The following is a 17,167-nucleotide window of genomic DNA, read 5'->3' as shown; positions in this document are numbered from 1 at the left end:
CTCCGTTTCGCGCGCGCCCGGCGCCGCGGCCTCCCCGCACTACAACCGCTTGGCGCTCCGCAGCCCCGCGGCGTAGAAGCCGTCGCCGTCGAGACGGGCGACGCCGCCCAGGTCGCCGAAGGTAGGGCCGTCGGCCTCCTCGCGACTGGAGACGAAGCGGGGCTTGCCTTCGGTGTCCAGGCCCATGTACATGCCGACGTGGTCGAGCCGGGCGCCCGTGCGGGCGTCGATCTCGAAGAACACGAGGTCACCCGGCTGGAGTTTGCCGAGCGAACGGGGACGCTCCCCCGTGAACGCCAGGGTGTCCACGCCCACCTTGCCGCGCGCCATGCCGTTCGAGGTACGCGGCAGACCGTCGCCCTCGTCGTCGCTCGGGGCGAGCGGAAAACGTGCCCGATACCCGAGGACCAGACGTATGTAGCCGGAGCAGTCGACGGCACGGTAGCGGGCCTTGTCGGGCCGAACGGCCGTCCCGTCGCGGAAGGTGTAGGGGATGCCGAGGTAGTCGAAGAAGTCCGACTCCTCCAGTCGCTTGTCACCCGTGGGGTCGGGGTTGACGGGGCCGAAGCCCGCGTCACCGGCGCAACCGGTCCCCCGGGCGTCCTTCTTGACCTTCGCCCCGTCGAGGTACTCCTGGGCGAAGGCCAGCACGTCGGGCTTGCCGCCGTTCCGTTCCGCGGCGAACCAGGCGGTGAACCAGCCGGCCTTCTCGGCACCCGCCGTCCAGGGCCGGGGCAGGAGGCGCACCCACCGGTCCGTGACCACCTTCGCCTTGGTGAAACGCGCCTCGGCGAAGGTACGGACGGGTCCGGCGAGCACCGCCGTACGGGCTCCGTCGGTGAAGGTCGCGACCACCGCGCCATCGGCGCCGCGGGCCACCGTGCGGTTCGGGTCGCCGAGCCGCTCGAAGGTCAGCGCCCCGTGGACGATCGGTGTCGCCGCCCTGTCCTCGACGACGGGCGGCGGTGGCGGCGTCCTGGCCTTGTTCAGTTCGCCGGTCAGATGGACGGACGTGCCGAGCAGGCCGACGGCGGCGACCGCCGCGAGGGCACCGCGCCTTCGACGCTTGCGTGTGGTCGTGTCAGGCACCGGGCATCACTCCGAGCAGGATTCCGGCCGTCAGCACCACATAGGTGGCGAGGGCGACCGTACTGGTGGCGAGCAGGGTGGCCCCCCGGGGCTGCCGGACGAGCTGGTGCGCGATATCGCGTACGCGACGTTGGCGATGTCCCGGCGCACCGCGCCGAGGGAGCTCGACCAGACCGACGACAGGGCGGGCCAGGCCATGAAGGTACGCACGTGCTGGTCGGTCTCCGCCGGCATCCGCAGAGTGGCGCCCGACGGGGCCGTCGCCGCACGGGCGACCGACGGCAGCGCCGCGCCCAGAGCGGCGAGCGGCAGAGCGGCCGCACCGAGCTGGAGGAGTCGGCGGCGAGAGGTGACTGGCATATCCATGGAACTCCCTAGGTAGGGACGGGAGGATGTTCCGCCATCCTGGCCTGAACTGAAAATTCAGTCAGCATGAGATAGTGGCGGGCGACGACTAGGAGGTACGACGTGGCGACAGACCGCAGAACCGCGATCCTGGAAGGGGCTGCCCGGGTCATAGCGCGACGGGGGGTCCGGGGACTGCGGGTGGAGGAACTGGCGGACGAAGCCGGGGTGTCCACCGCGCTCGTCTACTACCACTTCAAGGACCGGGCGGGCATCCTGCGCCACACGCTGGAGTTCATCAGCGACCGGGCAGACCGTTACACGGCCGCGGAGGAGGCGGCGGCCGGCCGCTTCGATCCGCATCAGGAGCTGGAGCGATCGCTGCTGCTGGAGTTCCAGGATCTTTCCGAAGTCCGGGAGAACAGCACGGCATGGGGCGAGCTGCGCGCCAGCGCGGTCTTCGACCCCGAGTTGCGCACGGAGCTGGCCAGAGCCGGCCTGACCTGGGTCCACGAGGTCGCGGCGCTGTTGGGTCAGACGTGCCCCGAGGTCCCCGCGCCGACGCTCACGGCGTCCGCGGAGCGCTTGACCGCACTCCTGGAGGGGCTCAGCACGCGTTGGCTGAGCGGAGCGCTGACCTCGGCGCACGCCCGCGAGCTGATGCGGTCGGCCATCTCGCTGGAGATCGGCGATCTGCGTCGGCGTTGGGTCCCGGACGGCGAGGCCGTCCGGGACGGCACGTCCGACCCCGCGGCTTCTCGGTGAGAAGCTCTCCGTCAGCGCTTGAGCAGCTGCTTCATGCGCTTCCCCTGGGGCGACTCGGCGAGGGTGTCCCACAGCTTCTTCGAGCTCGTGGAGGTGTAGACGCCCGGAGCGCCCTGCTCGCCGCAGCCTTCGCCGTACGACACGACGCCCGTCTGGTAGGTCCGCCCGGACACCTTGCGGAACAGCGGACCGCCGCTGTCGCCCTGGCAGGAGTCCTGTTCTCGACTCCGGCGCAGATGTTGACGGCCTTGTCGTACTCCTTGTACGTCGCCCGGCACTCCGCGTGCGAGAGCATCGGGACCGTCACACCCCGCAGCCGGTCGGGGAACCGAGGCACCTGGGTGTTCGTATCGCCCCAGCCGATGACGCTCGCCTTCGCGCCGGGCCGGAGCAGCGCGTCCGTGCCGGGGGTCGGAAGCCGCACCGGAGCGACGCCGTCGACCGGCCTGTCCAGCCGATAGAGGGCCAGGCCGTACGCCTCGTCACCCTTCGCGTAGCGCGGGTGGACGACGATCTCCTTCACCTTGCGCACGTGGCCCTGGCGCGTGTCGGAGAGCACGGTGCGCCCGACGGTGACCTCCAGCTTGTTCGCCGGGGCCACGACGGCGCAGTGCGCGGCGGTGAGCACGACGTCGGGGGCGATCAGGCTGCCACCGCACAGGTGCCGGTCGAGGGCGCTGCCGGCGCCCCTGAACTGGGTCGACACCATCCACGGATAGGCGCCGACGGGCTGCGGCGCGCCACCGATGATCTTGATGCTCGGCTTCGTGCGCGGGGCGCCCGACGGGTCGGGCTCCACCGAGGCCGCCGAGGCGGCGGTGGCGGCGAGGGTGAGGAGCGCGAGGGCCGAGGTCGACGCCAGGCCGGCCAGGGCGAGACGTCGGGGCAGGATCGTTCTCATGGGTGTGTGTTCTCCACTTCCAGAGCCGGTGTCGCACCGGTGGTCAGGGACGATCCTCGGCCGGACGAAGGGCGCGCGACAGGCCTGACCGGCCTTTCACGACCACGGAATGAAGGAGTCCCCCCGGTCGTCCACCCCCGCTCACCGACCGGCGAGGGCGGCAACCGGACGGCTACTCCTCGGATTTCGCGCAGGCGCGGGCAACCCGGCCCGGACGAACGCCGTCTTCCGCTCGACCCCCCTGCCAGAGGAGAATCTGTGCCGCCCACCCCGGACCTCGTACCGCGCTTCCGCGTCCCCACCTTCGACAACGACGACTACCTGGGCCGGGCCATCGCCCTCGGCGCCGGTGGATTCCTCCTCAAGGACACCGAACCCGACACGCTGATCCGGTCCGTACGCGCCCTGGCGACCGGTGCCGGCTGCCTCTCGCCGTCCGTGGTGCGCCGGCTGCACGGCGGGCTCGCCCCCGGTGCGCGGGCACAGTCGGCCGCGCGGGCGGTGGCCCGGCTGTCGCCACGGGAGCGGGAGGTGCTCGGCCGCATCGGGCGGGGCCTGTCGAACGACGCGATCGGCGCCCGGATGCACTTCTCGGTGGCCACGGCCAAGAACGACGTCAGCGCCGTCCTCGGCAAGATCGGTGTGGCCAACCGGGTGCAGGCCGCGGTCATCGCGGAACGCGCGGGCCTGCTCGGCGCCGACCCGCCCGAGGACTCCCTCGAAAGGGCCTGACCAGGGAGTTCCTCCAGGTCGGCGGTGCGCTCGGGGGCAGGGAGCGGCGCGGCGGAGCCGATCGGGCGGGGTGCGAACAGGAGCAGGCCGCCCCCTCGTCGCACGCCGCCGTGGGGAATCAGCGGTACCACGGTGCCGGCCGCCCACTGGGACGCCTGACGGCAGGGCTCGGACCTTCCGGACGGGCGGAGGCTACAGCTCTCGCAGCCGGGCCAGCTCCACCTCGACGGCCTCCGACATGAGCGCGCGCGCATGGTCGATCGCGAGACCGCCGCTCAGCCAGCGCATGCTCAGGCCCTCCAGCAGCGCCGTGAGCCGTTCGGCCGACGCGGCGAGACCGACCACCGGCGCCAGCGGCTGCACCTGACCGAGGAGACCCGCGAGCTCCTGGACCCATGTCAGGGTCGCCCGGGCGAGATCCTCGCGCAGGACCGGGTCGAAGACGGCACTCGCCCGGAGCTCGCCCCAGGCCGTGCTGTTCTCCCGCACCTCCGGGGTGTCCTGGAGCTCCAGGACCAGCACCTGGTCGAGCTCCTCGCGGGGGCTGAGCGGCTCCGCCCCCTCCTCCCGCGCCGCGGTGTACCGCTCGGCACGGCCGTTGATGAACTCCAGCGTGTGCCGCAGGACACCGGTGCGATCCTTGAAGTGGTAGTAGATCAGCCCGGTGGAGACCCCGGCCTCCTCGGCGAGTTCCTCCACGCGGAGCCCGCGGACCCCGCGCCGGGCGATCACCCGGGCGGCCGCCTCCAGGATCTGAGTACTACGAGATGCCATGTCGCGAACCCTATCCGGACCTTCGGGCGACGCCCCAGCCCGGCCCGGCCACCCCCACCGCGGGCACTCCCGGTCCCTGCCCTCCCGCCGTACGAGAACCTTCGGTAACCCGTCCCGCACATTTGACTGAAAATCCAGTCAGTGCCACAGTGGTATCACGGCCACCCCCACTCACGCCACGACGCGGCCGCCGACACGGCCAGCCGTGCGCGTGAAGCCAAGGCCCGCGATCCCGTTCGCCGCGTCCCGTCCCCCGCGATCCGCCGGCCGCCGCCGGATACGCTCGCCAATCCACGATCGGAGCACGTTGTGTCCCATTTCCTCCCCTCCCGTCGCAGCGCCTTGCGCGCCTTCGCAGGAATCGGCGCCGCCCTCGGCCTCGGCGCGACCGCCTGCGGCCCGCAGGATTCCGCACTCGGGGGTACGTCCGGCACTCCCGCCCGCACGCCCTCCGGCGGCGAGCGTCGCTTCGGCGCCGAATGGGACAGTCACACCCGCACCTTCATGGCCTGGCCGGCCCTGGAGTCGGTCTGGGGCGAGGACCTGCCCTACGTACGAAAGGACATCGCCCGCGTCGCGCGGGCCGTCGCGGAGTACGAGGCGGTCGTGATGATGGCCAGGCCCGCACAGCTGAAGGCCGCGCAGAGGGCGTGCGGCTCACAGGTCGAGGTGATCCCCCTGGAGGTCGACGACTTCTGGGCGCGTGACATCGTTCCCGTCTTCGTCGAGGAGGACGGCGAGGTCGTCGGGGTCGACTTCCGCTTCAACGGCTGGGGCAACAAGCAGGAGCACACCCACGACGCCGAGGTCGGCCGCAAGCTCCTCACGAAGTACGGGCTCCCCCGGGTCGAGGCACCGCTGGTCGCCGAGGGCGGCTCCTTCGAGACCGACGGCGAGGGCACCCTCCTCATCACGGAGAGCTCGATCGTCAACGACAACCGCAATCGCGGGAAGAGCCGGGACCAGATCGAGGACGAGCTCATCGAGACCCTCGGACTGGAGAAGGTGGTCTGGCTCGCCGGAGTCCGCGGCGAGGACATCACCGACGCACACGTCGACAGCCTCGTCCGCTTCGTCGCCCCCGGCGTCGTCCTCCTCGACCAGGCCTTCCCCGGCACACCCCCGGACTCCTGGTCCCGCTCCGCCGACCAGGCCCGCTCCGTCCTCACCAAGGCCACCGACGCCCGAGGCCGGCGCTTCGAGATCATCGACCTCCCCCAGCCCGACCTCGACAGGATCACCGGCGAAGGCGACGACTTCGTCTCCACCTACGCCAACTTCTACATCGCCAACGACTCGGTCTTCATGCCCAAGTTCGGCGACCGCAAGTCCGACAACAACGCCAAGGCCATCCTCCAGGAGCACTTCCCCCAGCGCGACATCGTCATGGTCCAGATCGACACCATCGCCTCCGGCGGCGGCGGAATCCACTGCTCCACCCACGACCAGCCCGGCAAGCCCGCCGCCTGACACCACCCGGGAATGACACCCGAAGCCTGGACCAGCACCACACCGGCGTCATGCCGCACGAACCTCACGTCACGTGGGACAACCCCTGCGCCTCGGCGGGTGCGGCCGACCTGGCGGCCTGCTCGACCTTCGCCCAGTGGGCCGCCCGGGCTTCCTCGTCGATCGGCTTCTCCAGTTCGGCGCGCAACCCGGTCCGGCCGTCGAGGCCCTCGCGCAGGATGTCGGCGTGCCCGCCATGCCGGATGGACTCGCCGAGGACATGGACCATGACGGCGAACAGGTTCGTGTCGGCATAGGGCTCCGGCCACCACGGCACGTGGCCGGGGGCGTCGAGGGGAAGCGCGTTGATCGTCGCGTCCGAGTGTTCCCACGTGCGCCGGTAGAACCCGGTGATCTGATCGCGGGTCTCGTCCTCGGCCGCCCACAGATCGCTGCCGTCGGAGTCCTGCCACCGGGGCAGCGGTTCCGGAGAAGGACGGTCGAAGACCTCGCCGAAGTACCTGGCCTCGACGGCGGCCAGGTGTTTGACCAGGCCGAGGAGGTTGGTCCCGGTCGCTGTCAAAGGTCGGCGGGCGTCGTATTCGGACAGGCCGTCGAGTTTCCAGAGCAGCGCCTCGCGGTCCCGCCGCAGTCTCCCGTGCAGGTTGTCCTTGGCGAATTCGTCGATCATGCGGCATGAGCCTGCCATGGGCCGCTCGTGGTCTCAAGCGCCCCGGAGAACAAGGCCGCCAGGGAGCACCGGGCCGTGACCGGTGACCCGCGGCACCGGAATCGGTGGCGCGGGTCACCGCCGTCCCTGCCCGCCGGCGGTGCGGGCGGCCCGCGTCAGGCGCCGGCCCGGCGCCTGCCCCGCACGCGGCGCGGGTACGGGAAGAGCCTCGGAGAGCGCTTCGCGGCCACGTCCTCGACCCAGCCGAAGGCCAGCACCAGCAGTCCGATCAGTGGGATCGCCACCATCAGCGGAAACCACTGGCTGGTCAGCAGCCACTGGCAGTGCTCGTAGAAGAAGCCGACGGACCAGAGGGGGTCGATCAGCGGGACGGCGGCCACCAACGCGGTCTCGTGCCAGAGGTAGACGCTGACAGCGCGTGAGTTGAGCAGGCTGATGAGGCCGTTCCAGCGTTCCAGCGGTCGGGGCCACTGTTCCCAGGAGGGACTGACGTGGAGCAGGACGGCGACGAAGCCGAAGGACCACAGGGCCTGGGCTATCGGCCAGCTCTCGATGTCGGTGGGCACGGTCGGATCGACCGGCCGGGTCTGCAGGTACCACCAGCCGGCCACCATGATCAGCGGCGCGACGGACGGCACGACGTACTGCGGGATCTTCTTGAGCAGGCCCTCCTGATGAGCCATGCCGAGGATCCAGCAGGAGCCGAAGGTCGCGAAGTCGCTGACGGTCTCCCAGACCCGGCTGTAGATGAACTCCTGGTCGATGAAGAACGTGTTCATGACGATCGACAGCGCGAGCGGCACGAACAGCGTCACCACCGGCATCCGCCGCAGCGCCCACAGCATCAACGGTGACAGCAGGACGAACCAGAGGTACGCGCGGAGGTACCAGAGCGGGACGATGACCTGCACCGCCCAGCCCTGCCCCACGAGATGGTCGAAACCGTTCAGCGACTCGGCGTACGGCGGAGTGCTCAGCGGCACGATCCAGAGCAGCAGCTTGCCCCACCACCAGTCGGGGTGCCCCTCGGCGTCGGGCCCTCCGCCGTCGAGGAGCTGGCCGGTGAGCATGATCGCGCCGAACAGCCACATCGGCGGCAGCAGTCGGCGCAGGCGGCCCCGGATGACGCCGAGGGCGGGCCGGCTGAGGGAACGGGCCATCAGCGACCCGGCCAGCGCGAACATCACGCCCATCGACGGGAAGACGACGGGCAGCCAGAACCAGCCGAAGTTGTGGTAGAGCACCACGCGAACCAGCGCCAGGGCGCGCAGCAGGTCGAGATAGCGGTCCCGGCCGCCCTTGGCCCTGGACGGTGCCGTGGGGTCCGGCTCCGGCTCCTGCGTCGGTTCCCGTCGCAGAGCGGCGGGGACGCGCAGCGCGAGGGTCTCGTGGGTGCCCCCGTACTCGAAGGATGCGGTCATGGTCAGGCCTCCACCGGTGCGGCGACCTCGCCGGTGCGCCGGAGCTTCTGCCAGCGCAGCCGGCCACCGGTCAGCGCCGTGATCGTGGACTGCAACAGGACGAGGTACATCAGCTGCCGGTAGACCAGTTGCTGGATCGGCAGGCTGATGAGGTGCAGGGGCTTCTCGCCGTCGAGCCGGAAGGCGTACCAGGACAGCACGGCCTGGAGCAGGATGAAGCCGCCCCAGCTGGCGAGGGTGATCGGGGCGTCCGCGAACAGCACGCCGTACAGCAGGAACATGTCGACCAGCGGCGCGAGCAGCGGGGCGACCACGCCGAACATCACGACGAGCGGCAGTCCGAGCCGGCCGAAGCGCCCGGCCGGGCCGCGGGAGGTCACGGCACGGCGGTGCTTCCACATCGCCTGCATGGAGCCGTAGCTCCAGCGGTACCGCTGGGACCAGAGCTGCTGGAGGCTGGCGGGGGCCTCGGTCCAGGCGCGGGCACGCTCGGCGTAGACGATCCGCCAGCCGTCGCAGAGCACCGCCATGGTGATGTCGGTGTCCTCGGCGAGGGTGTCGTCGCTCATTCCGCCGACCCGCCGCAGGGCCTCCCTGCGGAAGGCGCCGACCGCGCCGGGGATGGTCGGGATGACGTTGAGCATGTCGTACATCCGCCGGTCCAGGTTGTGGCCGAGGACGTACTCGATGTGCTGCCAGGCTCCGATCAGGCTGTCGCGGTTGCCGACCTTGGCGTTGCCCGCGACCGCGCCGATCGTCCGGTCGCCGAACGGCTGGACCAGCTCGCGCACGGTGGACGGCTCGAAGACGGTGTCGCCGTCCATCATCACGATGATGTCGTGCGACGCGGCCGCGATGCCGAAGTTGAGCGCGGTGGACTTGCCGCCGTTGGCCTTGCGGATCAGCCGGACGAACGGCAGACGCATCTCCTCGACGATGTCCGCGGTGCCGTCCGTCGAGCCGTCGTCGATGACGATCACCTCGATGGGATAGTCGCTGGCGGCGAGGGAGTTCAGGGTGTTCGCGATGCACTCGCGCTCGTTGTAGGCCGGGACGAGGACGGTGACCGGCTCGGTGACGGGCGGTCCCCACGCGTCCCGCCGCCGGGAGCGCCGGGCGTGGAGTGGTGCGAGGACGAGCATCAGCGCGAACCGGCCGAAGTTGAGGAAGCCGACGACGGCCAGCAGAGCGACCAGCACCGGCACGGAGAGCACGGCGGCCTTGGTGGCCCAGATGAAGGACTTGCCCGCCCACAGCTGGTAGCCGTGCACCGGCACGGTGGCGTCGGTGGCGCCGAGTGCCTCGGAGATGGTGGTGAAGCGGTACCCCTCGCCCTGCAGCTTCTCGATGATCCGCTCGAGCGCGGCAAGGGTCTCGGTACGGTCGCCACCCGCGTCGTGCAGCAGGATCAGCTCGCCCGCGCCGGGCTTGCGCGGCATCGCCGCCTCGACGATCGCGTCGACGCCGGGACGCTTCCAGTCGTGGGTGTCGCGGTCGATGAACGCGGTGAGGTAGCCGTGGGAACCCACGTACTTGATCACCGGGTAGTTCCAGTCGTCGAGCGCCGAGGCGTCGGAGGAGTACGGCGGGCGGAACAGCGCGGTGTGGACGCCCGCGACGCCGGCCAGCGCCAGCTGCGTCTGGGCCAGCTCCCAGCTGATCCGGGCTTCGGACTGGTACACCAGGTCGGGGTGGGTGAAGGTGTGCACGCCGATCTCGTGGCCGCCCGCGACGATCTGCCGGATCAGCTCCGGGTGGCGCGTGGTCATCGCGCCGGTCACGAAGAAGTCCGCGCGGATGTCGTGGGCCGCGAGCACGTCCAGGATCTTCGGGGTCCACTCCGGCGAGGGGCCGTCGTCGAAGCTCAGGACCACGGTGCGGTCGGGGATCCGGTAACTCACGGGGCGCTCGTTCCTGGTGCCGCGCGCGTCGATGATCGGGCCGCCCTTGAGCAGGTTCTCCGGCACGGTCGTCTTGTCGACCGAGGTCGCCACCCGGGTGTCGTGGAACGCCTCGTTGGTGGCGAGGCCCCGCAGGACGAGGAGCGCGAGCAGGCAGGCCAGCAGGGACAGCGGCATGAAGAAGCGCAGCGGCGGCGCAGCCAGTCGGCGCGGCCTCAGCAGGGACTGCCGACGACGCTGGTGGCGGGACAAGGGTGCTCCTGGAGATGGGTGGTGCGGACGATCAGGCACGCTCGGCCCGGCCCGCAGACGGTGCTCCGGGCGGCACGACGGTCGCGGTGTTCGAGGGAATGTCCCGAGGTTCGGCGTGAGGGCCGAACTCTTCGGGCGGGGTGTCGCGGACCGTGTCCTCTAGGGCCAGGAGGGCGACAGGGGCCCCCTGGTGGGCAAGTACGAGGGCTTCCCCGGTATCCCCATCGCCGGGGCGTCCGACTGCCCGCCGATGAGGCTGCTGCCCATGGCGGCCGCCAGGATCGCGCCGACCACGGAGACCGGCCAGCCGAAGCGCCGCAGCTGGCGGCTGCGCAGACCCGACTGGTCGACGAACACCGGTGCCGGAGCAGGCTCCACCTGATGCGATTCGGCCACGCCGGGCTGTACCGAGTGGAACGATCCGCGCCCGGAGGGTGTGGCGACTTGGCGCATGAGTTGTGGCCTTTTTGTGCAGGGTGTGGAGACTGCTGAAGCGTAGAGCGGACCGTAGCGCATGACCTGAATCGATTGGTGTGCGATGTGCGTATTTGGCATATTCCGATCGGGTGTCGTAACCGGATCGGTATCTCAACAGGCGCCTCCCCGCCCTTGGATGGCCGGGACGCGAACAGCAGGCGGGGTGGCCTGAATCCTTCGCTAGGATGACCGCTCAATTCATGCGATCAGCGATTGACCCGCATGCAACGGGCGTGTCCAGTCACCGCCTCTACGCCCCAAGGAGCCCGTGTGAGCCAGCCCCGCCGCACCTCTCGTCGCCGAGCGTGGACGGCGCTCACGCTGCCCGCCCTCCTGTGCGTACTCGCCGCGTGTTCCGCCGGCCCCGCGACCGGCGGGGGCGCCGACGCCGCCGGGCCCGCGAGGGACGCCTCACCGACGCCCACCGGCCCCCCGGGAACCCTGTTCGACGACTTCGACTACACCGGCGCCGACGACCCTTCCCTCACCGCGCACGGCTGGGAGATCCGTACCGGCGGCGGCGGCCCGGGGATCAAGGACACCTGGAGCGCCGACGGCGCCGCCTTCCCCTCCGACCCGACGGCCGAGGGGGGCAAGGTCCTGCGACTGCGCTCCTCCACCGACGGCACGGAGCAGGGCACCACGCAGGTCGAGGTGCAGACCACGAGCCGGAACTTCCTCAAGGGAACCTTCGCCGCCCGGGTCCACCTCAGCGACGAGCCCACGAACGGACGCGACGGCGACCACGTCGTCCAGACCTTCTTCCCGATCTCCCCCTCGGACTCCTCGGAGAACTACAGCGAACTCGACTTCGAGTACCTGCCGAACGGCGGCTGGGGTTCGGTGGGTCCGCAGCTCGACAACGTCAGCTGGTACAGGGCCGACCCGCCGGACCGGGTCCACCACACCCTCAAGCGGAGCCTCGAGGGATGGCACACCATGTTGATCACCGCCATGGACGGAAAGGTCGTCTACTCCCTGGACGGCAAGGAGCTCTTCACCAGCTCCGGCAAGTACGTCCCGCGCGAGCAGATGGACATCCACTTCAGCAACTGGCTCATCGACCTCCCCTTCACCGGTGGCCGGCGCACCTGGGACATGAAGGTCGACTGGGTCTACTACAAGGCCGGCGAGGCCGTCTCCCGGGCGGACGTCCAGAAGACGGTGGACGGCTTCCACAGCGCCGGCACCGACTACGTCAACACCGTCCCGAAGCCCTGACCCCACCCGCTGCACGGTCGCAAGCACCCCCGGAGCGCAACTCGACCCCGTCGAAGTGCGCTCCGGCGGGTCAAGGCGAGTTGGTCCCCGACCGGTCCGCGAAAACGATCGAGGGGCCGTTTCAGATTGCTCTGAAACGGCCCCTCGATCGACGACTCTCTCGAGTCGGGACGACAGGATTTGAACCTGCGACCCCTTGACCCCCAGTCAAGTGCGCTACCAAGCTGCGCCACGTCCCGGTGCTCGTCTTCGCGGTTTCTCTCCGCGTCGGCGTGCAGGGAAAACATTACCTCACTCCGGACGGTGGGTTGACGCACGGGCTGTCACCGCGCCGGAGGTGAGGGGGTCCGCGCCGCAGGTGGTGGCCAGGGACGTCGCTTCGGCGAGGGCCGAGGGCGAGCCCGTCGCGTGGGCGAGGTCCAGGCGGGCACGGGCCTCCTCGTAGCGGGAGGGGGAAGCGGCCAGGTGCGCGACGGCGCGGGTGAGGAGGCGGCGGGACTCGGCCGGGGGCGCGAAGAGGGACAGACAGCGGAGGGCCTCGCCCAGGGCGGTGGGGGTGCCGAGGTGTTCGGCGTGGCCGTGGGCCTGGGTGGCGATCCCGGCCGCGCGGTCCGGATCCGTCGGGGCGAGGGCGAGGGCGCGGGCGAGGTCGAAGGGCCAGGGGGCCCAGACGCCGTGGTGCCGGCCGCGGACGGTCAGCGCCTCGGCCGCCGCCTCCAGGGTGTGGACCGCCTCCTCGTGGCGGCCCTCGGCGAGCAGCAGCCGGCCGAGGACGCTCGGGCCGTCGGGCAGCACGATCGCGCCCGGCCAGGGCGGGCCGAAGGCGTAGTGGTCGGCGACCTTCCGGGCCTCGGCGGTGCGGCCGCGGGCGAGCAGCGTGTCGACGAGGAGGCAGGCCGTGTCCCAGTGGACGGGGAGTCCGGTGCCGACCCGGTCGGCCAGCCGGAGGCCCTCCTCCAGGTGCCGCTGGGCCCGGGGCAGGTGTCCGCGCCTCCGGTGGACCAGGCCCAGCAGGGTGTGGGCGAAGGCCAGGTGCGCGCCGCTCCAGCCGGAGATCTCGAAGGCCCGGACCGCCTCGCCGAACAGGGTCTCGGCGCGGTCGGGACGGTCGGCGAACGCGTACGCGATGCCTGTCAGCGCCGGGATCTCGAAGCCCCAGGTGGTGTCGGTCCAGCCGAGCCCACGGGCCGGCGCGCCGTCGACGAGGGCGCGGTCGCAGAGCCGTACGACCTCGGTGGCGGGTTCGCCCCGGAGCATCGCGTCGAAGGCGCGGACGGCGACGAGGGCCCGTTCGGAGTTGTCCGCGCCGGTGAAGTCGGCGGTGAGCCCGGCCAGGCGGCGGGAGCGTCCCGGGCCGTTCTCCTCGACGGCCTGGAACCCCTCGTACATGAAGTGCGCGGCCTGGAGACGCCGTCGGCCGGTGCCGGGCGGGGTCCTGGTGGCCTCGGCGGCGACGGTCCGTGCGGCCTCCCCGAGCTGGTTGCTGTGGGCGAGGACCTGGGCGAGCCGGAAGGTCGCGTCGATCCGGCGCGCGTCGTCCAGTCCCGGCAGGTCGAGCGCGGAGCGCAGATGACGGACCGTGGCGGCGGGTGCGGTGAGCAGGGAGGCACAGCCGAGTTCGTACAGGACGGTGGCGTACGTCTCCGGGCGGGGCGGTTCGGCGAGGGCCCGGTCCAGGCAGCGGCGAGCCGCTTCGGGGGCTCCGACGGCCAGGTGCTCGACGGCGGCGGCGCGCAGCTGACGGACGACGTCCTCGTCGTCGTCCGGGTGCACTTCGAGGAGGTGCCGGGAGGCGGCTGCCGGTCCTCGCCCCGCCGCGGTGAGCGCCCAGGCGGCCCGTCCGTGCAGGGCGGTCCGTACACCCGCGGGGACCGACCCGTGGACGGCGGTCGCGATGAGCGGGTGGGCGAACTCCAGAGGGGCCGTCGCTGCGGTCCCCCGGGGATGCGTCGGGGCGGCCGCTGAGGGCGCGGCCACGATCCTGGCCCGGCGGAGGCGCTCGCCGTGTTGGGCCACCTCGCTCGGTGCCATGCCCGTGAGCGCCGCGAGGAGCTCGGGTGTGCTGTCCGTGCCGAGGACGGCGATCGCCCAGGAGAGTCGGGCCGGGCCGCTGCCGAGCGCCTCCAGGCGGGCCACGAGGCCGCCGCCGCGGGCGCCCGCGGCGAGATCGCGGAGGAGGGCGGCGGATCCCGCGACGGGTTCGACCATGCGGTCGCGGGCCTTGGCGAGCAGCTCGACCGTCTCGTACGGGTTCCCGGAGGTCACCGTCCAGAGTTCGTGGCAGAACGGTGCGTCCGCGTGCCCGCCGAGGGCGTCCCGCGCCAGTACGGCGGTGGCGTCGGGCGTGAGGGCGTCCAGGCCGAGGGCCAGGACGGCGCGGTCGCCCAGCGCGGCGAGAGTGGCGGAGGTGGCGAGGGCGCCGGGCCCGCCCGGGCCGTTCGGTCGGCTCGGCAGGGGCCGGTGGGCGAGGACGACCAGGACGGGCAGCCGACCGTCGCGCCGGGTGCGGGTGTAGGCGTCGAGCCAGGCCAGGGACTCGGCGTCGGCCCAGTGGGCGTCGTCCACGAGCAGCACCGGCGGGCGGTCCCGCAGCCGCTCGGCGAGCCGGTCCAGGAGCCGTACGAGACCGTCCCGTACGCCCTGCGGGTCCGCGGGCCCGGCCGAGGACGGCGGCGGCGCCGTGAGCCCCAGCGCGGGGGCGAGGAGGTCGTAGTGCTCGCCGAAGAGGTGGCGGACCGCGTCGGCGTCGTGCCCGTCCAGAGCGGGTTGGAGGAGTTGGCGTGTGAGGTGGAAGGGGACCGAGGTGAGCGTCTCGCCGCCCCGTGCGGTCAGGACGGTGCACCGGTCGCGGGCGGTGCGGCGGATCTCGGCGAGGAGCGCGGTCTTGCCGATGCCCGGCTCTCCCCGGAAGACGAGGATGCCGCCGCCGTGCGGTACGGGGCCGGGCGCGCCGGAGAGACGGCCGAAGGACCCGGCGGCGGACGCGGCGGCCTGCCCGGTGGCGGACCCGCCGAGCGATCCGACGACCGGCCCGCCGGCCGGCCCGGTGACGGACCCGCCGGCCGATCCGGCGACGAGCGCGTCGACGGCGTGGGCGGCTGCGGCCAGTTCCGGGCCGCGTTCCAGGAGGCCTCCGCCGTCGGGGCGGACTCCCCGGCGCGGCGGGCCTCCGGCGGCGGACGTCCCGGATCCCCCACCGCAGGCTTCCACCAACGACCTTGCGTGCGGCGGCCGTTCAGGATCCGACGACACATCCGACGACACCGGTGACCCACTCCCCCACAAGAGCTGCTGCCATGACCGGCCCGCGCGACCCACGCGGACCCGGGATTCGCTGGACCGACGAGCCTAGCGGTCCTGATCGTCCCGGGGGCGACAATGGGCGCGTGAACCGGACGACGAGTGACCCCGGCAGGGACCGTGACGACGAGGGGCGGGCGCGCAGCGCGCGTCCCCGTGACGGGCTCGGCCGGCCGCTGCAGTACGGGGCGGAGGGCGTGCCCCGGCAGCCCGAGGGGGTCGTACGCACTCCGGAGGAGACCCTGCGGGAGGCGCAGCGGCTGCTGGACGCCGGAATGCCCTTCCACGCGCACGAGGTCTTCGAGGACGCCTGGAAGTCCGGCCCGGAGTCGGAACGGGACCTGTGGCAGGGCCTCGCGCAGCTCGCGGTGGGGCTGACCCACGCCGCCCGCGGCAACGCGGCGGGCGGGGCGCGGCTGCTGCGCCGTGGCGCCGACCGCCTGGCGGGCGCGCCTGCGGACGTGACGAAGGCCGCCGTCGCCCGGGGGATCGATGTCTTCGGACTCGTGGCGTGGGCGCGGGAGTTGGCCGATCGCGCGGAGGCCGGGCGGACGCGAGGGGCGGACGGCGGGAGCGAGGACATCGGCCCGGCGGTGTCCGGCGCCGCCGCGGACGTCCCGACCGTGGTCGACGCCGCCGCCGAGGCGCCCCGACTGCGCGGGGACCTTCCCTGACGGCCGCGTCCCCGCAGACGGCCCCGGCCGCCGCCCCGACGACGGCGCCGCCGGCCGCTTCCCCGGCTACTCCCCCGACCGCCGCTCCAGTTCCCGCTCCAGCACCGATGTGTGGCTGACCGACGGGTCCTTGGCGGCCGTGAGGAGGGTGACCGTCCCCTCGGCCGCGAGGTCGCGCAGCCGGTCCAGGGCCGCCGCCGCCTCGGGGACGGCGAGTTCGGCCTCGTACCGTCGGCGGAACTCCTCGTACGCACCCTCCGGGCCGTGGTACCAGCGGCGGAGTTCGGTGGACGGGGTGAGCGCCTTGGGCCATTCGTCGATGTGGGCGTCCGTCTTGGCGAGTCCGCGCGGCCAGAGACGGTCGACGAGGACCCGTACGCCGTCGTCGGGCGAGGGTGGCTCGTAGATCCGGCGGACGCGGACGTCGTGGCTGTGTGGGGGCATGGCTCCAGGGTGACGGACGGGCCCGCGACTCACCCCTCGACGCACAGCGCCGGAAGCAGGACGGCGTCGACGAAGGTCCGCATGGTGGAGACGTCCGAGAAGCGGTCCTCGAAGAGGCGTTCGATGCGGAGCATGCCGAGGAAGCAGGGGGCGACGAAGCCGATCGCGGGGTTGTCGGCGTCGACCTCGCCGCGCTCGACCGCGCGGGCCACCACCGCGTCGATGGCCGCGACCTCGGGGGCGATGACGGTCTCGCGGAGTGCGGCGCGCAGGTCGGGGTGCTGGATGAAGGCCTGGGCGACGGCCTCCATGAGTTCGGCGTCGCGCTCGTGGTGGGAGGCGGCGATGCGGCCGGCCTCGCGCAGGTCGCCGGCGAGGGTGCCGGTGTCGATGCCGGTGAAGACGGTGCAGCGGCGCTGGGCGAGCGCGGCGGTGACGAGCTGCGGTTTCGTGCCCCACTGCCGGTAGAGGGTGGCCTTGCCGCACTTGGTGCGGGCCGCGACGCCCTCCATGGTCACCGAGTCGTAGCCGCCCTCGCGCAGGAGGCGGAGCACGGCGTCGTACAGCTCGGTCTCGCGCTCCGGCGTGATCTTGCTGCGGCGGGCTGCGGCGGTCGCGGCTTCTGTGGACATCGATCCCTCCAGGACGCCTCTGTCTCTGCACATACGAGAGTAGGGGGTGCACAATCGAGACGCAAACGTATCGAGACGCTTGCGTCTCGATGAAATCGG

Annotated in this window: 14 protein-coding genes, 1 tRNA gene and 2 pseudogenes; 6 read left to right on the top strand and 11 right to left on the bottom strand. The window is 72.1% G+C overall.

Annotated features, from left to right (window positions below):
* Positions 1-39: 39 nt before the first annotated feature.
* Both ACH4MY_RS26130 and ACH4MY_RS26125 read right to left on the bottom strand, forming a co-directional pair.
* Positions 40-1,089: an NlpC/P60 family protein gene (locus ACH4MY_RS26130; protein ID WP_398006147.1), complete on the bottom strand. Its 1,050-nt coding sequence runs from the start codon at positions 1,087-1,089 to the stop codon at positions 40-42.
* Positions 1,082-1,204: pseudogene (locus ACH4MY_RS26125) on the bottom strand (capsule biosynthesis protein capC); the annotation flags it as partial. The gene ACH4MY_RS26130 and the pseudogene ACH4MY_RS26125, both read right to left, overlap by 8 nt.
* Positions 1,205-1,557: 353 nt before the next feature.
* On the opposite strand from ACH4MY_RS26125, the gene ACH4MY_RS26120 reads away from it, so the two are divergent.
* The gene (locus ACH4MY_RS26120; protein ID WP_398006146.1) at positions 1,558-2,199 is read left to right on the top strand and encodes a TetR/AcrR family transcriptional regulator; all 642 of its coding nucleotides are present in this window, start codon (positions 1,558-1,560) and stop codon (positions 2,197-2,199) included.
* Positions 2,200-2,210: 11 nt separating this feature from the next.
* Here ACH4MY_RS26120 and ACH4MY_RS26115 read toward each other — a convergent pair.
* Positions 2,211-2,908: pseudogene (locus ACH4MY_RS26115) on the bottom strand (S1 family peptidase).
* A gap of 450 nt (positions 2,909-3,358) precedes the next feature.
* On the opposite strand from ACH4MY_RS26115, the gene ACH4MY_RS26110 reads away from it, so the two are divergent.
* On the top strand, positions 3,359-3,832 hold the full coding sequence (locus ACH4MY_RS26110) for a LuxR C-terminal-related transcriptional regulator (RefSeq protein ID WP_398006145.1): 474 nt from the start codon (positions 3,359-3,361) through the stop codon (positions 3,830-3,832).
* A 192-nt stretch (positions 3,833-4,024) separates the two neighbouring features.
* Here the strand turns inward: ACH4MY_RS26110 and ACH4MY_RS26105 are convergent, their stop codons facing one another.
* Positions 4,025-4,606, bottom strand: coding sequence for a TetR/AcrR family transcriptional regulator (locus tag ACH4MY_RS26105; protein WP_398006144.1), 582 nt, complete (start codon positions 4,604-4,606; stop codon positions 4,025-4,027).
* 309 nt (positions 4,607-4,915) lie between these two features.
* Here ACH4MY_RS26105 and ACH4MY_RS26100 point away from each other — a divergent pair, with 309 nt between their 5' ends.
* Positions 4,916-6,076: an agmatine/peptidylarginine deiminase gene (locus tag ACH4MY_RS26100; protein WP_398006143.1), complete on the top strand. Its 1,161-nt coding sequence runs from the start codon at positions 4,916-4,918 to the stop codon at positions 6,074-6,076.
* Between the two features lie 64 nt (positions 6,077-6,140).
* Here the strand turns inward: ACH4MY_RS26100 and ACH4MY_RS26095 are convergent, their stop codons facing one another.
* The 3 genes from ACH4MY_RS26095 to ACH4MY_RS26085 form a co-directional block, all read right to left on the bottom strand.
* The gene (locus ACH4MY_RS26095) at positions 6,141-6,746 is read right to left on the bottom strand and encodes a DinB family protein (RefSeq protein WP_398006142.1); all 606 of its coding nucleotides are present in this window, start codon (positions 6,744-6,746) and stop codon (positions 6,141-6,143) included.
* A gap of 155 nt (positions 6,747-6,901) precedes the next feature.
* Positions 6,902-8,167: an acyltransferase gene (locus ACH4MY_RS26090; RefSeq protein ID WP_398006141.1), complete on the bottom strand. Its 1,266-nt coding sequence runs from the start codon at positions 8,165-8,167 to the stop codon at positions 6,902-6,904.
* Between the two features lie 2 nt (positions 8,168-8,169).
* Positions 8,170-10,320: a bifunctional polysaccharide deacetylase/glycosyltransferase family 2 protein gene (locus ACH4MY_RS26085; protein WP_398006140.1), complete on the bottom strand. Its 2,151-nt coding sequence runs from the start codon at positions 10,318-10,320 to the stop codon at positions 8,170-8,172.
* A gap of 190 nt (positions 10,321-10,510) precedes the next feature.
* Between ACH4MY_RS26085 and ACH4MY_RS26080 the strand changes: the two genes are divergently transcribed.
* Together ACH4MY_RS26080 and ACH4MY_RS26075 are read left to right on the top strand one after the other, a co-directional pair.
* Positions 10,511-10,702 (top strand): hypothetical protein, encoded by a 192-nt coding sequence (locus tag ACH4MY_RS26080; protein ID WP_398006139.1) that lies wholly within the window; start codon positions 10,511-10,513, stop codon positions 10,700-10,702.
* Positions 10,703-11,067: 365 nt separating this feature from the next.
* On the top strand, positions 11,068-12,018 hold the full coding sequence (locus ACH4MY_RS26075) for a glycoside hydrolase family 16 protein (RefSeq protein ID WP_398006138.1): 951 nt from the start codon (positions 11,068-11,070) through the stop codon (positions 12,016-12,018).
* Positions 12,019-12,183: 165 nt separating this feature from the next.
* Here ACH4MY_RS26075 and ACH4MY_RS26070 read toward each other — a convergent pair.
* A tRNA-Pro gene (locus ACH4MY_RS26070) sits at positions 12,184-12,257 on the bottom strand.
* 52 nt (positions 12,258-12,309) lie between these two features.
* Positions 12,310-15,228 carry an ATP-binding protein gene (locus tag ACH4MY_RS26065; protein ID WP_398006308.1) on the bottom strand — a complete coding sequence of 973 codons (2,919 nt, stop codon included), beginning with the start codon at positions 15,226-15,228 and terminating at the stop codon, positions 12,310-12,312.
* A 176-nt stretch (positions 15,229-15,404) separates the two neighbouring features.
* Here ACH4MY_RS26065 and ACH4MY_RS26060 point away from each other — a divergent pair, with 176 nt between their 5' ends.
* Positions 15,405-15,992 carry a DUF309 domain-containing protein gene (locus tag ACH4MY_RS26060; protein ID WP_398006137.1) on the top strand — a complete coding sequence of 196 codons (588 nt, stop codon included), beginning with the start codon at positions 15,405-15,407 and terminating at the stop codon, positions 15,990-15,992.
* 66 nt (positions 15,993-16,058) lie between these two features.
* Here the strand turns inward: ACH4MY_RS26060 and ACH4MY_RS26055 are convergent, their stop codons facing one another.
* On the bottom strand, positions 16,059-16,436 hold the full coding sequence (locus tag ACH4MY_RS26055; protein WP_398006136.1) for a DUF488 domain-containing protein: 378 nt from the start codon (positions 16,434-16,436) through the stop codon (positions 16,059-16,061).
* Positions 16,437-16,465: 29 nt separating this feature from the next.
* The gene (locus ACH4MY_RS26050) at positions 16,466-17,068 is read right to left on the bottom strand and encodes a TetR/AcrR family transcriptional regulator (protein WP_398006135.1); all 603 of its coding nucleotides are present in this window, start codon (positions 17,066-17,068) and stop codon (positions 16,466-16,468) included.
* Between the last annotated feature and the right edge of the window lie 99 nt (positions 17,069-17,167).

Origin of the sequence: Streptomyces sp. NPDC017246 (assembly GCF_044331325.1) — a bacterium.
Classification (GTDB): Bacteria; Actinomycetota; Actinomycetes; order Streptomycetales; family Streptomycetaceae; genus Streptomyces.
The sequence above is the reverse complement of the archived record's forward strand: the minus strand, read 5'-3'. Positions and strand labels throughout refer to the sequence as shown.

Excerpts from the sequence above, each read along its gene's own strand:
- ACH4MY_RS26095 (WP_398006142.1), bottom strand. The coding sequence starts at position 6,746 with ATGATCGACGAATTCGCCAAGGACAACCTGCACGGGAGACTGCGGCGG.
- ACH4MY_RS26105 (WP_398006144.1), bottom strand. The coding sequence starts at position 4,606 with ATGGCATCTCGTAGTACTCAGATCCTGGAGGCGGCCGCCCGGGTGATC.
- ACH4MY_RS26090 (WP_398006141.1), bottom strand. The coding sequence starts at position 8,167 with ATGACCGCATCCTTCGAGTACGGGGGCACCCACGAGACCCTCGCGCTG.
- ACH4MY_RS26055 (WP_398006136.1), bottom strand. The coding sequence starts at position 16,436 with ATGCCCCCACACAGCCACGACGTCCGCGTCCGCCGGATCTACGAGCCA.
- ACH4MY_RS26050 (WP_398006135.1), bottom strand. The coding sequence starts at position 17,068 with ATGTCCACAGAAGCCGCGACCGCCGCAGCCCGCCGCAGCAAGATCACG.